Source organism: Collinsella sp. LCP19S3_C9, from assembly GCF_052121575.1.
Classification (GTDB): domain Bacteria; phylum Actinomycetota; class Coriobacteriia; order Coriobacteriales; family Coriobacteriaceae; genus Collinsella.
Genome location: NZ_JBQKDZ010000005.1, coordinates 56,571 through 71,638 on the forward strand (window position 1 = coordinate 56,571; position 15,068 = coordinate 71,638).

Sequence of the window (15,068 nt, forward strand, 5' to 3'; positions counted from 1 at the left end):
GCCTGATGGCATGTGGTAAACTAACACGATGTCATGTTACCTATGAAAGGAGACCGGATGCCGGGCGAGAATTTTCCTGGCGACAGGATCGTGAGCCTTGTCGAGGAGCTCGAGGGGCTCATCGAAGAGGCTAAGACGCCGTTCGGCAAGAATGCCCAGATGAAGGTTATCGATGCCGACGTCTTCTTTAACATCCTTGACGAGATCCGTATGAGCTATCCCGAGGAGTGGCAGAAGTCCCGTCGCATCCTCAAGGAGCGCGACGAGCTTATGGCTTCCGCCGCCGCTCAGGCCGATTCCATCATTGCCGATGCTCAGCAGCAGGCACTCACCATTGCCGGTGAGCAGGAGATCGTCCGCTTGGCGCAGCAGCAGGCCGACGATATCCGTGATCGTGCCCAGCAGTACGAGCGCGAGACGCGCTATGCGGCCGAGGATTATGCCGAGCAGGTCTTTACGCACCTCGAGGAGAACCTCAAGAGCCTGACCGGCACCGTTACCCGTTGCCGTCAGCAGCTCAACGAGGGTGCCGCCCAGCAGAACGGTCAGTGGTAATGGCTGAGTTCCCGAGCGTTACCGTCGATCTTTCCGAGCAGCTCGAGTTTCCCGGAGACTCGTATCCGCTGACCGGCAAGGTCGATGTCGCCACCTACACGGTGGGCGAGAAGGAGTACCAGCTGCAGGACGGCATTGCTTACGACGTGGTTTTTACCAATGCGGGCACCGGTGTTCTGCTCTCCGGCATGGTTCGAGCGCACGTCACCGGCGAATGCGACCGCTGCCTTGAGCTCGCCTCGTTTGATATCGCCGGCGAGATCGAGGAGTTCTATCTCTTTGAGGAGCCCGAGGATCCCGAGGCCTACGAGGACGGTTACGAGCTTTTGGGCGAGGACCGCATTGTCGATCTGGGGGAGCCCATTAACGACGCCGTTGTCATGGACACGCCGTTTGTGGTGCTCTGCAAGCCCGATTGCCGCGGCCTGTGCCCCACCTGCGGGATCAATCTCAACGTCGAGCAATGCGATTGCGCCGCCCAGGCCGAGGCCGAATGGGCCGCTGCCACGGAAAATCCATTTGCAGCATTGAAGAATCTCAATCTTGATGAGTAAAAATGTGGTAGTATCGCTACTTGCGCGTAATCGCCACACTGGATAGTTCATAAGGAAGGTCACTATGCCCGTACCTAAACAAAAGCAGGGTCGTATCCGTACCCATACCCGTCGTTCCGCCAACATGAAGATCTCGGCTGCGGCTCAGTCCACGTGCCCCCGTTGCGGCGCTGTCAAGCTCCCGCACCACGTGTGCCCCAGCTGCGGTTTCTACAAGGACCGCGAGGTTATCGTTACCGAGTAACTGTATACTCTGGATACGATGCCGTTCCAACTGGAACCACAATGGCCGGCTCAATGAGTCGGCCATTTTTGTATAAGGAGCACTTGAAATGAGTAACGTTCGCGTTTGTGTAGACGTTGTGGGCGGAGACGAGAAGCCCCAAGTTGTCCTCGACGGTATTGAGGCCGCACTTGCCGCCGATCCCGATATCGAGGTCATTGCTGTTGGCCCCGCCGATATCGTCAACCCCTTTGCCGCGGCGCACGCGCGCGTGGAGGCTCTGGAGGCCCCCGATGTCATCGCCATGGACGACGATCCCATCCGCGCCGTGATGACCAAGCGTAAGTCTTCGATCGTGCTTGCCTGCCGTGCTATTAAGAAGGGCAACGCGGACGCGTTTTTCTCCGCGGGGTCGACCGGCGCCATGACGGCTGCCGCCACCGCCTACGTGACGCCGTTTAGATATTTGGTAGAGGGTAAGAAGCAGCCGGTGCGCCCATGCCTCACCAATGCGCTGCCCAACCGCGCCGGTGGCCTTACGGTACTGTGCGACATGGGGGCCAACCCCGATGTCGAGGTCGACGACATGGTTCGCTTTGCCCAGATGGGTGCAGCCTATGCCCGCGTGGTCCTGGGCATCGAACATCCGCGTGTGGGCCTGCTTGGCAACGGCACCGAGGACGAGAAGGGTTCCAACTTTACCAAGGCGTGCTTCCCGGCTATGAAAGCCGCGGTCCCCGGTTTTGTGGGCAACTGCGAGGGCACCGATCTTACGTCGGGCAATTTTGACGTTGTGGTCGCCGACGGCATGTCGGGCAATATTGCGCTCAAGGCAACCGAGGGCGCTGCCAAGTTTTTGCTGCAAGAGCTCAAGGGCGCCTTTATGTCTTCGCTCGGTACCAAGATCGCCGCGCTGCTCATCAAAAAGCAGATGCGCCAGATGAAAGCCAAGCTCTCGGGCGATGCCAAGGGCGGCGCGATCCTGCTGGGCCTTCGCGGCGTCGTTTTGATTGGCCATGGCGCCACGTCGGCCGAAGCCGTTAAAAACGGTACGCTCGCCGCGGCTCAGGCCGTTCGAGCCGGGCTTATCGAAAGCATTGCCAATTCCATGGAAGGTATCGTTTAGCAAGAGCTCCGTTACGTGGCTCAAGCTATGCATCGTGGGGTAGAATCGGAGCCGTGCTGCAATGCGGCTTCCGCCCGCGCGACACATTGTATTCCACGACGTATGAGAGGATGCGCTATGGATCGCTCCGAAATCTTTGACAAGATCGCCGAGATCGCTGCCGACGTGCTGGGCATCGACGTTGCCGAGATCAGTGATGAGACGACTTTTGACGACCTCGATGCCAATTCGCTCGAGCGCCTGCAGCTGGTGACGGCCATCGAGGACGAGTTTGACCTCGAGATCGATGACGAGACCCTGTTGTCGCTCACCTCCGTTGCCGACGCCGTCGACGCTATCGAAAACGCCAGGGAGGCCTAGGTCTTGGCTTTATCTCAACGACTCACGCGCGCTCAGGAAATCCTGGGCCATGAGTTTAATAACAAGGTGCTGCTACGCGCGGCGCTCACCCACCCCTCGGCAGTAGAGGGGCAGCCGGTCTCTGCCAGCTATGAGCGGCTTGAGTTTTTGGGTGACTCCATTCTGGGCGCCGTAGTTGCCCGTTCGCTCTTTGAGTCTTATCCCGAGTTCGATGAAGGCAAGCTCACGCGTCTGAAGGTATCGCTTGTTTCGGGTGCCACGCTGTCCGAGGTTTCGCACGAGCTGGGCATCGACGACATCATCATCTTTGGTGCCTCCGAGACCGGTACCGGCGCGCGCGGCCTTAACTCGGCGCTCGAGAACGTCTATGAGTCGCTCGTGGGTGCGTTGTACCTCGATGCCGGCTGGGATGCGGCGGCGGAGTTCATCCATCGCACGCTTAAGCCCCATTTGGCCTCCGAGCGTGCCGAGCACCCCGCGAACCCCAAGTCGTTCTTGCAGGAGTGCGTGCAGGCAGACGGTCACGAGCCCCCGGCATACAAGCTGGTAGGCTCCGAGGGCCCGGCACATGCGCCCACCTTTACCGCCGTGGTGCTTGTCGACGGTATCCGTCAGGGCCGCGGCACCGGCGCCTCTAAGAAAGAGGCCGAGGGAGCCGCTGCACTCGAGGCGCTCGACCGCATGGGTTACACCACCAACGGTGTGATTCTCAACAAGAAGCCCGTTTAAGCGAGGAACCGTGTATCTCAAGTCCCTTACGCTCAAAGGGTTCAAGTCGTTTGCCGACCGCGCCCATATGACGTTTGAGCCGGGCCTGACCGTCATCGTCGGTCCTAACGGCTCGGGAAAATCGAATATCTCCGATTCGATTCTGTGGGTACTGGGTGAGCAGAGCGCCAAGCAGCTGCGCGGCCAGGCCATGGAGGACGTCATCTTCTCGGGCTCGTCGGCGCGCAAGCCGGTGGGCGTTGCCGAGGTCACGCTGGTGCTCGATAACTCGGACCATGTGCTGCCTGTCGACTTTGACGAGGTTGCCATCACCCGCCGCATGTATCGTTCGGGCGAGAGCGAATACCTCATCAACTCGAGTCCGTGCCGCCTGATGGATATCCAGGACATTTTGCACGATTCGGGCTTGGGTAAGGATACGCATTCCATTATCAGCCAGGGCAAGCTCGATGCCATTTTGCAGAGCCGTCCCGAGGAGCGCCGCGCCCTTATCGAGGAGGCTGCCGGCATTTCCAAGCACAAGCGCCGCAAGGAGCGTGCGCTCAAAAAGATTAAGTCGATGGACGAGCACCTTACTCGTGCCCGCGACATCAATAAGGAGATTGCCCGTCAGCTGCGACCGTTGGAGCGTCAGGTCGATCGCGCGCGCAAGTACAAAGAGCTGTCCTCGCGCGCGAACGAGCTTACGCAGATGCTGGCCGTTGACGAGCTTCGTTCGCTGCAGTCGCAGTGGAACGATCTGGAGAGCCGTTCCAAAGAGGGTGCCGCCGAGCTGGAGCTTGCGCAGTACCGCTTGGGCGAAAAGGAGCGCGAGCTCGAGAAGCTCCAGTTGATGCTCGAGGAAAAGGGCCTGTTTGTGGGTGACTTGGGCGAGCAACGCCGTCATATGCAAGATGTGGTCGGCCGTATTAACTCCGATATGCGCCTGCTCGAGGAAAAGGGCCACAATATGGTGTCGCGCCTGTCCGATATGCGCGGCCAGATTTCGAGCTCCGAGCATCAGCGTCGTCGCGTGGTCGAGGAGCTCGAGGATGCACGTGCCCAGCTAGAGGAAGTGACCGGTGCGCACATGCAGGCCCAGGACGACGTTGACGCCGCCGGCCCTGCCGCTGCCGAGCTCCACGAGCGCCGTGTTGCGCTCGACCATCAGATTTCGCAGCTTACGCGCGAGCAACGCGATGTGCAGCGCGTGGCCGACAAGGCTGCGCTCGAGCTTGCCAAGGTGAAAGACTCGCTGAGCAATGCCGAGGTCGAGGACAACATGTACGCCTCGCGCCTGGAGCAGATTGACGAGCAGCTCGAGGAGGTCACGGCCTCGCTCGAGAGTCGTCGCGACCGCGCCGAGGAGCTCGACGGCGCGCTCGATCAGGCTCGCCAAGCCCAGGCCGATGCGCGCCAGGCCACCGAGGTCGCCCGTGCGGCGTTGAAGGACTTGCGCGCCCGTGAGAGCGAGTCGCGCAACAAGCTGTCCGAGGTGCGCTCTGAGCTTGCGAGCCAAAAGAAGCTCGATGCCCGTATGGCCGATAGCTCGCCGTTGGTGAGCCGTCTGGTAGGGGCATTGGGCGATGACGTAACGGGCCGTCTGGGCGACGTGCTCGAGGCGCCGCGTGAGCTTGAGGGCCTGGTCGAGCAGCTGCTTGCCGGCGATATCGATGCCCTGTTGTTTGATGACGCCGCCACGCTTGAGCGTGCCGGTCGTGCGGCTTTGGACCAAAAGAAGGCCTCGGGCGAGGCACTGCTGGTGGCGCGTGGTGTGAGCGGCTCTGCTGCTGCCGAGGGCGCTGCCGGTTCGCGTCTGGTTGATCGCCTGTCCGTGCGTGCCGGTTATGGCCCGATTGTCGAGGCGCTGCTCGGCGGCTATTACGTGGTCGATGACTTAGCTGCCGCGCTGGCGGCGCCAGTCGTTGACGGTGTGACTTATGTGACGCCCGATGGCGCTCGCGTGAGCTTTGGTGGCCTGGTGCGCGTGGGGCTCGATGCCGGCGAGGCCTCGGGTGCCCTGGAGCGGAAGCGCCGCATTCGCGAGCTCGAAGGCCTGGAGCCCGATTTGGCTGCCGTTTTTGAGCATGTGTCGAACCAGGTTATCGAGGCCAATGCGGCCGTCGAGGAGGCGCGTGCCGCCGAGGGTGATGCCGCCGGCGAGATCGCCCGTCTTGAGGGCGAGCGCCGCTCGCTGCTCTCCGAGATTGGCCGCCTGGAGCAAAGCGCCAACAACGCTGAGGTCGAGCGTGCGCGCATCTCCAGGCGCCGCGAGCAGGCGGCCGAGGCCGTGAACGCCGCGCGCCCGCGCGTTGACGAGCTCACCCGTTCGCGCGACGAGGCCCGTGCGCAGGCAAGCGACCTGGGTCTCCAGATTGCCGAAGCCAACGACGAGCTCGATCGCGTGCGCCGTGACGATTCCGAGGCAGCCGGTAAGCTTGCCGATGCCAAGGTGCGCCTGGCCCAGACGAGCGAGCGCCTGCGTTCGCTGAAGGGCCGCGTGCCCGATCTGGAGCATCGCCTGGAGGGCATTGACCGCCGTATCCGCGGAACACGTCAGGCTTCGCGCTCGCTCGAGCTGCTGCGCTTGCGTGTCGATCCCATGCACGAGCGCTATTCGGCCCTGCTGGAGCGTGCATCTGATTGGGCCGCGCGCCTGCGTGACCAGGCCTCACTCGAGGAGGCAGACTCGGCTTCGCTCAAGAAAACCATCGAGGATGCCAAGGCCGAGGTCTCCCGCGCCAAGGAGCGGGTCGATGCCGCCACGGCGACACAAAACGAGTTCAAGGTCGCGCGCGGCAAGCTCGAGGTGCAGGTAGAGGCGGCCATCAAGGCCATTACCGCCGATGGCACCACCGTGCTCGAGGAAGCGCTCATGCTTCCTGCTCCCACCGATCGCGACGCCGCCGAGCGCGAGCTCAATCAGCTCGTGCGCCAGATCAACAACCTGGGCCCTGTGAACCAGGTTGCCATGGAGGAGTACGAGCAGCTCAAGCGCCGCGCCGACTACATCGAGGAGCAGCTGGCCGATCTGGAGAGCGCGCGCAAGGCGCTCACCAAGATTACCGTGGCCATCGACCGCAAGATGCGTAAAGCCTTCCTGGTGACCTTCGAAAAGGTCGATGCGAACTTCCGCGAGATCTTCGCCATGCTGTTCCCGGGTGGCCAGGCACATCTGGAGATGACCGACCCCGAGCACCCGGCCGAGACGGGCATCGAGGTCGTGGCGCAGCCGCGCGGCAAGCGTATCACCAAGATGATGCTCATGTCGGGCGGCGAGAAGAGCCTGACGGCGCTCGCCCTGCTCTTTGCCGTGTATCGCACGCGTACGGTGCCGTTCTATGTGCTGGACGAGGTCGAGGCGGCGCTCGATGACGCCAACCTGTCCAAGCTCATCGGCGCGCTCGACGTGCTGCGTTCCGATACGCAGCTCTTGGTTATCTCGCATCAGCGCCGTACTATGGAGGACGCTGACGTCCTCTACGGCGTCTCGATGCAAGCTGACGGCGTCAGTCGCGTCGTCTCGCAAAAACTCGATCGTGAAACCGGAAAGGTCGTGAATGCATAATGGGATTCTTCGATGCTCTCTCGCGCGGACTTGAGCGCAGCCGCGAGGCCCTCAACGAGGTCTTTTACTTTGGCGGCGAGGTCGACGAGGATTTTTGGGAGGACCTAGAGGACACCCTCGTCATGGGTGACATGGGTGCCGAGGTCGCCATCCAGGTCTCCGACGACCTGCGCGATGCCGCGGCCAAGAAGAACCTCAAGACCGCCCCGCAACTCCGTCGGGCCCTGGCCGAGCAGCTCGAGCAGCATTTTGTACCCGTCGAGCGCGATCCGTTCGCCGACACGCCGAGCTGTGTTCTGTTTGTGGGCATCAACGGTGCCGGCAAGACCACTACGGTCGGCAAGATCGCGAGCGCCATGGCCGCCCGCGGCAAGAACGTCGTGATCGGCTCGGCCGATACCTTCCGCGCTGCCGCCATCGAACAGCTCGATGTGTGGGGCCAGCGAGCCGGCGTCCCCGTCATAAAGCGCGACCGCGGCTCAGACCCGGCAAGCGTTTGCTACGACGTGCTCGACGAGGCCGATAAGCGCGGCAGCGACTTGGTGCTCATCGACACCGCCGGTCGTCTGCACACGAGCCCCGAGCTCATGCGCGAGCTTGCCAAGGTGGTCAACGTGACGCGTAAGCGCGCCGCCAATATGGCCGCCGGCCCCATGCCCGTCTCGGTCGTCCTCGTGATCGATGCCGCGACGGGCCAAAACGGCCTGAACCAGGCGCTCGAGTTTAATGATGCGCTGGGTCTGGACGGTATTATCATGACTAAGCTCGACGGCACGGCAAAGGGCGGTATCGCCATGGCCGTGGCCGAGAAGCTCAAGCTCCCGATCCTGCGCGTGGGCGTGGGCGAGCAGGTCGATGACCTGCAGGAGTTTAATGCCAAAGATTTCTGCCGCGCCCTGGTGGGCGAGTCCAACTAAGGAGTGACCAGTGTTTGATTCTCTGAGCGATCGCCTCAACGACACATTTGACCGCCTGCGCGGCAAGGGCAAGCTGACCGAGGCCGATATCACCTCGGCCATGCGCGACATTCGCATGGCGCTGCTCGAGGCCGACGTCAACTTTAAGGTCGTCAAGGAGTTTGTCGCCAAGACTAAGGAGCGCTGCATGACCTCCGAGGTCATGGAATCGCTGACGCCGGCGCAAAACGTCGTCAAGATCGTGCTCGACGAGCTCACCGAGATGCTCGGCTCCACCGAGAGCAAGCTCGTCTTTAGCAACCGCATTCCCAACGTCATTATGCTCGTGGGCCTGCAGGGCTCCGGTAAGACCACGGCGGCTGTAAAGCTGGCATACCTGCTCAAGAAGCAGGGCCGCTCGCCGCTGCTCGCCGCGTGCGACGTCTACCGTCCCGCCGCTGCCGACCAGCTGGCCACGCTTGGTGGAGAGATCGGCGTGCCGGTCTTCCGCGGTGACGGCGAGCACCCGGTCGATATTGCCAAGGGCGCCATCCAGGAGGCCGTCGACCACCTGCGCGATGTGGTCATCGTCGATACCGCCGGTCGTCTGCAGATCGACGAGCAGATGATGCAGGAGGCCGTGGACATCAAGAAGGCCGTCAAGCCCGATCAGGTGCTGATGGTCGTCGATGCCATGACCGGCCAGGATATCGTCAACGTTGTCTCGACCTTCGCCGAGCGCACCGACTTTGACGGCGTGATCATCTCCAAGCTCGACGGCGATGCCCGTGGCGGCGGCGCGCTTTCGGTGCGCCAGGTGACCGGCAAGCCCATCAAGTTCGTGAGCATGGGCGAGAAGCCCGATTCGCTGGAGCCGTTCTATCCCGATCGCATGGCCAAGCGCATCTTGGGCATGGGCGATGTTGTCGGCATTATCGAGAAAGCCCAGGAGGCAGCCGATGCCGAGCAGCTCGAGGCTGCCGAGCGCATGCTGCGCGAGGGCTTTACCATGAACGACATGCTCGACCAGATGAAGGCCGTCAAGAAGATGGGCGGTATGAAGGGCATTCTGGGCATGCTTCCCGGCGGCCAGCGCGCGCTCAACCAGATGGGCGGCAACCTGGATGAGGGCATCTTCGATAAGAACGAGGCCATCATCATGTCGATGACCAAGGAGGAGCGCCTGCGTCCTTCCATCATCAACGGCCAGCGTCGCGCCCGCATCGCCAAGGGTGCCGGCGTGACCCCCACCGAGGTCAATAGCCTTATGAAGCAGTGGGGCGAGATGAACAAGATGATGGGTCGCATGCGCTCGATGGCCAACCAGGCGCAAGCCGGCGGCAAGAAGGGCAAGAAGGGTAAAAAAGGCAAAAAGATGCGCATGCCCAATATTCCCGGTCTGGATGCCATGGGCCTGGGCAGCATGGGCGGCCTGGGTGGCCTGGGTGGCATGGGAACAGGTGGTCCCAAGTCCGATATGGACCTGCTGCGCCAGATGGAAGCGCAGATGCGTAATAAAAAGTAACGACTGGTTGAGTCGAGTATGGCGAAGGCCGCCTGGATGGTACTCCAGGCGGCCTTCGCCGTTCGTTCGCAGGTTTTCTCACGCGCGGAAGCGTGTTGGCGTTGAGGTGCTTGCCACTAGTGGCAGCCACAGCTCTCGTGCCCATCATGGTCGTGGTGGCCGTGGCAGCCGCAGGACTCGCCATGCTCGTGGGCGTGCTCGTGGTCGTGGCCATGGCAGTCGCAGGTGGCCTCGCCGGTCTGCGCGAGCGTGCCGGCAATGAGGGCCTCGACGCAGGCGTCGCAGCTGCCCTGGGCGCCCGCATAGACCGTGATGCCTGCCTGGGTGAGCGCGTTGATGGCGCCGCCGCCGATACCGCCGCAGATGAGCGTATCGACGCCACCGTTGGCGAGCAGACCCGCTAGGGCGCCGTGACCAGTGCCGCCGGTGCCTACGACCTGCTCGTTGAGTACCTTGCCATCCTGGATGTCATAGATTTTGAACTGCTCGCTGCGGCCAAAGTGCATAAAGATGTTGCCGTTGTCGTACGTCGTTGCCACCCTCATGGTGCCGACCTCCTTTGCTGGCCATATGGCCGTCGTCGTAGGTGTGGGGGAGTATGCGATATTGCCGCCCTCGATACTAAGTGCTCGCCCGTTGACCAGCGCGTTTGCCACCTTGCGATGCGCGCGGCTGCAGATGGCCGCCACGGTGGCACGGGCGATGCCCATTTGCTGGGCGACGGCCTCCTGATTGAGGCCTTCTAGGTCGCAAAGCCGTAGGACTTCGAGCTCATCGACCGTCATGTCGATGGCGTCTCCGCTGGCAAGGCCGTCAGGGGTAAAGCCGCGATATTCGGGAATGATCCCAACACGGCGCAATTTTTCGCGTCTTCCTGCCATACACTCTCCAAATCTGACATATGTCAACAATAGGATAGCGCGTATACGAAACCCTTCAAGCTATTTTTGTCATATGTCAAAAAAGCTAAAGGTGGAGCATTTGCGAATGCGGTGCCGTACTGCCGTGCATTGCGTGTGCCGCCCCAAGTGTGCAATTCGATGCTGCGCGCCTGGGCTACAATAAAAATCGCTTATAGGCGACTGACAGGAGGGTCAATGAGCAAAGCTGATCAACAGTTTGTAGCCATGTGCCGCGATATTCTGGACCATGGCACCACTACCGAGGGCCAAAAGGTTCGTCCGGTGTGGGAGGACGGCACCCCTGCCTATACTATTAAAAACTTTGGCGTTACGGCACGCTACGACCTGCGTGAGGAGTTTCCGGCGCTTACCCTGCGTCGTACGGCCCTCAAATCTGCCATGGACGAGATCTTGTGGATCTATCAAAAGAAGTCCAATAACGTGCATGACCTCAACAGCCATATTTGGGATGAGTGGGCCGACGAGACCGGCTCCATCGGCAAGGCCTACGGGTACCAGATTGGGCAGAAGAGCCATTATGCCGAGGGTGACTTTGACCAGATGGACCGCGTGCTGTACGACCTTAAGCACACGCCGTACAGCCGCCGCATCATGACCAATACGTACGTGTTTAGCGACCTGTCCGAGATGCACCTGTATCCGTGCGCCTACAGCGTGACCTATAACGTCACGCAGCGCCCGCAGGACGATAAGCCAACACTCAACATGATTCTCAACCAGCGCAGCCAGGACATTTTGGCCGCGAACAACTGGAATGTGTGCCAGTACGCCATTTTGCTGATGATGGTCGCGCAGTCGGTCGATATGATCGCTGGCGAGTTGCTGCATGTGATCGCCGATGCCCATATTTACGACCGTCATGTCGATATCGTCCGCGAGCTTATCGAGCGTCCGCAGTTTGCGGCTCCTAAGGTAACGCTCAACCCCGATGTGCATGATTTCTACGCGTTTACGACCGACGACTTGATCGTTGAGGGCTATGAGCACGGCCCGCAGGTCAAGAACATCCCCATTGCGGTGTAGGTGACGCGCATGACGTGTAAGCTTTCTGCCATTGTCGCCGTGTGCGATGACTGGGGCATTGGGTGCGAGGGTGACATGGTCGTGTCCAACCGTGCCGACATGCGTCATTTCGTGGCGTGCACCAAGGGTTGTCCGGTCATTATGGGACGCAAGACCCTGCTGAGTTTTCCCGGCGGGCGTCCGCTCAAGAACCGTCGCAACATTGTGCTCACGCGCGACGAGGGCTTTGCCCCCGAGGGCGTCGACGTGGTGCATAGTATCGACGAGGCGCTCGCCGCGGTTGCCGATGAGCCCGTTGCGTGGGTGATCGGTGGCGGCGAGGTGTATCGGCAGTTTTTGCCGTACTGCGTGGAGGCCGAGGTCACGCATGACCATTGCACCCATGCCGTGGACACGTATTTTCCCAATTTGGATGTCGATCCTGCGTGGGAAGTTGCGCGGCGCGACGGGGTTGCCACGATTGCCGCGGGCGAGGGTGACGAAGGCCTCGATTATGAGTTCGTGACATATCGTCGTGTTGATGCTTAAATCGTCTGGCGTGAACGGTATCACCGGGTTGATTGAATGCATGGGGCGGCGCTTAGCGTCGCCTCGTTTGGTATAGATGTGCTGTAAAGAAGGGTACGGGCTGGCTGCTATGACTGATGCCGTTGAGGTGCTGCGAATCGATTCCCTTAATGATGAGCGGCTCGACGCCTACGTGCGACTGACCGAGCGCGAGCTGCGCTGCGTGCTGGAGCCGCAAAAGGGCATCTTTATCGCCGAGAGCGCCAAGGTCATCGAGCGCGCGGTGCGTGCCGGATACGAGCCGGTGAGCTTTCTTTTGGGTGAGCGCTGGCTCGATCAGATGATGCCGCTGTTCGAGCGTCTGGTTGTACGCGAGGGCGCAGGTCCGGTTCCTGTGTTCGTGGCCTCCATGGAGCTCATGGAGCAGTTGACGGGCTTTAACGTGACGCGCGGTGCGCTCGCGGCGTTCCGTCGCCCGCGTCAGATTCCGGTTGATGAGTTCTTGGGCGGCGTCGTCGAGGTGGCGGGTGAGCGCCCGGTGCGCGTGTGCGTGCTCGAGGGTATTGTCGACCATACTAACGTGGGTGCGATTTTCCGCTCGGCGGCAGCGTTGAATGTCGATGGCATTTTGGTAAGCCCCACTTGCTGTGACCCGCTGTACCGCCGCTCGGCCCGTGTGAGCATGGGCACGGTGTTCCAGGTGCCGTGGACGCGCATTGGCAGCGAGGCGCGCGTATGGCCGCATGATGGGCTGGCGGCGCTGCACGATGCCGGCTTTTCGTGTGCCGCCATGGCATTGACGGATGATTCGGTGTCGTTGGACGATCCCGCGTTGCGGGAGATTGACCGGTTGGCGATCTTTATGGGCACCGAGGGCGCCGGCCTGGGCGCCAAGACCATCGCGGGCTGTGACCGGGCTGTGCGTATTCCGATGGCGCATGGGGTCGATTCGCTCAACGTGGCCGCGGCGAGTGCTGTCGCTTTTTGGCAGTTGTGTCCGCACGTGAGCAACGAGTATCACTACCAGCCGGGACTGTATCACTAGGCAGATATTTTGCACCGGGCTCTGAGTCCGGGTGTTTCGGTTGACGCCGGTCGGTGCTAAGCTGGTGCTGGCCTTGGTCTTAAATTGACGTTTTGTTGTTTGACGTGCGCTGGTGGGGAGGGCGTGTGGCTAAGAAATCTACGGCTATCGATGTAACACAGGGTGTTATTTGGCAGCAGTTGCTTTCGCTGTGCGTTCCCATCTTTTTTAGTTCGTTTTTTCAGCAGGCCTACACACTTATCGGTACCTATATCGTCGGTCAGTTTGGCGGCAAGCTCGCGCTGGGTGGCATCCAGGCCACGATGGTGCTCACGGAGCTCTGCATCGGTTTTTGCGTCGGTGTTGGCGCCGGCTGTGCTGTTATTACGGGTCAGTATTTTGGCCAGCACGATGATGAGCGACTGAGTCGTTCGGTCCATACGGCCATGACGCTCGCTCTGGTGGGCGGTATCGTCGTCTCGATTTTGGGCATAGTGTTCGTTGAGCCCATGCTGGTGCTTATGAATACGCCGCATGAACTATTAGCCGAGGGTGTGGCCTATGCTCGTTGCTATTTTGCCGCCATGGTTGCGGCGCTGCTGCTCAATATGGGAACGGCACTGCTGCGCGCCGTGGGCGACACGCGTGGACCTGCCGTGATCATCGCTTCCGGCTGCCTCGTTAATGTGGTGCTGGATATCATTTTTGTTGCCGTGCTGCATATGGAGGCTCTGGGCTGCGGCATTGCGGTGGCGCTGACCATTTGCTCCAACGCCACGATGATCGTGATTCGCATGATGCACGCACCGGGTGCGTGGCGGCTTTCACTGTCCAAACTCGGCATTGATCCAGGTATTTGCAAGAGCATGATCTCGTGTGGTCTGCCGCTTGGCTTTCAGTCTGCTGCGTATTCGATTTCCAACGTTTTGATTCAGGTGTCGGTCAACTCGTTTGGTGCCGATGTCACCACGGCTTGGGGTCTTTCGGGCCGCTTAGATGGCATTGTCTGGATGGTTACCGAGGCGCTTGGCGTGTCGATCACCACGTTCTCGGCACAGAACTTTGGCGCGCGCAACTACGAGCGCATGCGCAAGGGCTACCATACGTCGCTCGTGCTGTCGTTTATGCTCATTGGTGGCCTGTCTGCCGTGCTGCTGGTGTTCTCGGGTCCTCTGTCGCGTCTGTTTGTCGACGATGCTTCGATTTCGGCCTACACCACGACCATCATCCATTTTATTGCGCCGTTCTATGCGATTTTCTCGATTATCGAAAACGCGTCGGGCTCCATTCGCGGTGCCGGCGTGAGCTTGCAGCCCATGATTCTCACGATTTTCGGCACCGTCGTGCTCAGGGTGATCTGGGTGTTTGCGATCATGCCTTTCGATCCGTCGCTTGAGCTCCTGCTGCTGGTTTACCCCGTAACCTGGCTCATCACGGCCACGATGTTCACCATCTACCACCACAGCGGCAACTGGCTAGGCCGCGCCACTGCCTAATGATCCGTATGAGACAGAGGAAAACGGATCATTGCTCTCCGTGGTGATGTCGATGATTCGTTTTCCTCCGTCCCCTTTGGATCAATTAGTATTCGATGCCTTGGCGGGCTAGGAGGCCTTCGTCGAAGTAGTGTTTGACGGGGCGCATTTCGGTTACGAGGTCGGCAAGGTCGGCGAGGGGCAGCAAGCCGCGGCCAGTGAGCACGAGCTCCGTGGCGGTGGGTTTCATCGCGATCAACGTTTCGACATCTTCGCGCGTCACAAAGCCCCGTCGCATGGCTTCTCCCAGCTCATCCAAGATCAGCACGTCGACTTGGCTAATCTGCTCGCGCGCCAGCTCCATGATCTGTGCGGCACAGGCTTCGGGCGTGTCGCGGTCGGCTTGTACGATGCAAAGCCCCAATCGAGGAGCTGCGTCATGTTCGGCGCAGTGCAGCTTCTTGGCAAACTGAAGCATGAGCACGTTAAGTCCATAGCCCGTGGCGCGCAGCGCGAGCCCCAGCGCAGCCGTCGTCTTGCCCTTGCCGTCGCCCGTATAGATTTGAACCTTGCCGACTTCCAGTGATGCCATCTCTGTCCT

At 60.9% G+C, this 15,068-nt stretch carries 15 protein-coding genes; 13 read left to right on the forward strand and 2 right to left on the reverse strand.

Features of this window, described 5'->3' with window-relative positions:
- The first annotated feature begins 57 nt into the window (after positions 1-57).
- The 9 genes from ACTQXI_RS03700 to ffh all read left to right on the forward strand — a co-directional run bounded on the left by ACTQXI_RS03700 (position 58) and on the right by ffh (position 9,515).
- A complete protein-coding gene (locus ACTQXI_RS03700) occupies positions 58-555 on the forward strand; it encodes an ATPase (protein ID WP_154515443.1) in 498 nt (165 codons plus the stop codon).
- Positions 555-1,109, forward strand: coding sequence for a YceD family protein (locus tag ACTQXI_RS03705; RefSeq protein WP_441041153.1), 555 nt, complete (start codon positions 555-557; stop codon positions 1,107-1,109). Before ACTQXI_RS03700 ends, ACTQXI_RS03705 begins: the two co-directional genes overlap by 1 nt.
- A gap of 64 nt (positions 1,110-1,173) precedes the next feature.
- On the forward strand, positions 1,174-1,353 hold the full coding sequence (gene rpmF / locus ACTQXI_RS03710) for a 50S ribosomal protein L32 (protein WP_022094017.1): 180 nt from the start codon (positions 1,174-1,176) through the stop codon (positions 1,351-1,353).
- 88 nt (positions 1,354-1,441) lie between these two features.
- Positions 1,442-2,458 (forward strand): phosphate acyltransferase PlsX, encoded by a 1,017-nt coding sequence (gene plsX / locus ACTQXI_RS03715; protein WP_154515449.1) that lies wholly within the window; start codon positions 1,442-1,444, stop codon positions 2,456-2,458.
- A 117-nt stretch (positions 2,459-2,575) separates the two neighbouring features.
- Positions 2,576-2,818, forward strand: a complete 243-nt coding sequence (locus ACTQXI_RS03720; RefSeq protein ID WP_441548341.1) for an acyl carrier protein — start codon at positions 2,576-2,578, stop codon at positions 2,816-2,818.
- Positions 2,819-2,821: 3 nt separating this feature from the next.
- Positions 2,822-3,547: a ribonuclease III gene (rnc, locus tag ACTQXI_RS03725; protein WP_154515455.1), complete on the forward strand. Its 726-nt coding sequence runs from the start codon at positions 2,822-2,824 to the stop codon at positions 3,545-3,547.
- A 10-nt stretch (positions 3,548-3,557) separates the two neighbouring features.
- On the forward strand, positions 3,558-7,094 hold the full coding sequence (gene smc, locus ACTQXI_RS03730; protein WP_441548342.1) for a chromosome segregation protein SMC: 3,537 nt from the start codon (positions 3,558-3,560) through the stop codon (positions 7,092-7,094).
- A complete protein-coding gene (gene ftsY / locus ACTQXI_RS03735) occupies positions 7,094-8,011 on the forward strand; it encodes a signal recognition particle-docking protein FtsY (protein WP_441548343.1) in 918 nt (305 codons plus the stop codon). The genes smc and ftsY overlap by 1 nt, the downstream gene beginning before the upstream one ends.
- Positions 8,012-8,021: 10 nt before the next feature.
- Positions 8,022-9,515, forward strand: a complete 1,494-nt coding sequence (ffh, locus tag ACTQXI_RS03740; protein ID WP_441548344.1) for a signal recognition particle protein — start codon at positions 8,022-8,024, stop codon at positions 9,513-9,515.
- A 116-nt stretch (positions 9,516-9,631) separates the two neighbouring features.
- Here the strand turns inward: ffh and ACTQXI_RS03745 are convergent, their stop codons facing one another.
- Positions 9,632-10,396 carry a NifB/NifX family molybdenum-iron cluster-binding protein gene (locus ACTQXI_RS03745; RefSeq protein WP_441548345.1) on the reverse strand — a complete coding sequence of 255 codons (765 nt, stop codon included), beginning with the start codon at positions 10,394-10,396 and terminating at the stop codon, positions 9,632-9,634.
- Between the two features lie 216 nt (positions 10,397-10,612).
- Between ACTQXI_RS03745 and thyA the strand changes: the two genes are divergently transcribed.
- The 4 genes from thyA (at position 10,613) to ACTQXI_RS03765 (ending at position 14,488) form a co-directional block, all read left to right on the forward strand.
- A complete protein-coding gene (gene thyA, locus ACTQXI_RS03750) occupies positions 10,613-11,461 on the forward strand; it encodes a thymidylate synthase (RefSeq protein WP_154515464.1) in 849 nt (282 codons plus the stop codon).
- A gap of 9 nt (positions 11,462-11,470) precedes the next feature.
- Positions 11,471-11,989, forward strand: a complete 519-nt coding sequence (locus ACTQXI_RS03755) for a dihydrofolate reductase (protein ID WP_441016327.1) — start codon at positions 11,471-11,473, stop codon at positions 11,987-11,989.
- 109 nt (positions 11,990-12,098) lie between these two features.
- Positions 12,099-13,013 (forward strand): TrmH family RNA methyltransferase, encoded by a 915-nt coding sequence (locus tag ACTQXI_RS03760; protein ID WP_427719619.1) that lies wholly within the window; start codon positions 12,099-12,101, stop codon positions 13,011-13,013.
- Positions 13,014-13,138: 125 nt separating this feature from the next.
- Positions 13,139-14,488: an MATE family efflux transporter gene (locus tag ACTQXI_RS03765; RefSeq protein ID WP_441548346.1), complete on the forward strand. Its 1,350-nt coding sequence runs from the start codon at positions 13,139-13,141 to the stop codon at positions 14,486-14,488.
- Positions 14,489-14,573: 85 nt separating this feature from the next.
- Here the strand turns inward: ACTQXI_RS03765 and ACTQXI_RS03770 are convergent, their stop codons facing one another.
- Positions 14,574-15,059 carry a cob(I)yrinic acid a,c-diamide adenosyltransferase gene (locus ACTQXI_RS03770; RefSeq protein ID WP_441548347.1) on the reverse strand — a complete coding sequence of 162 codons (486 nt, stop codon included), beginning with the start codon at positions 15,057-15,059 and terminating at the stop codon, positions 14,574-14,576.
- Between the last annotated feature and the right edge of the window lie 9 nt (positions 15,060-15,068).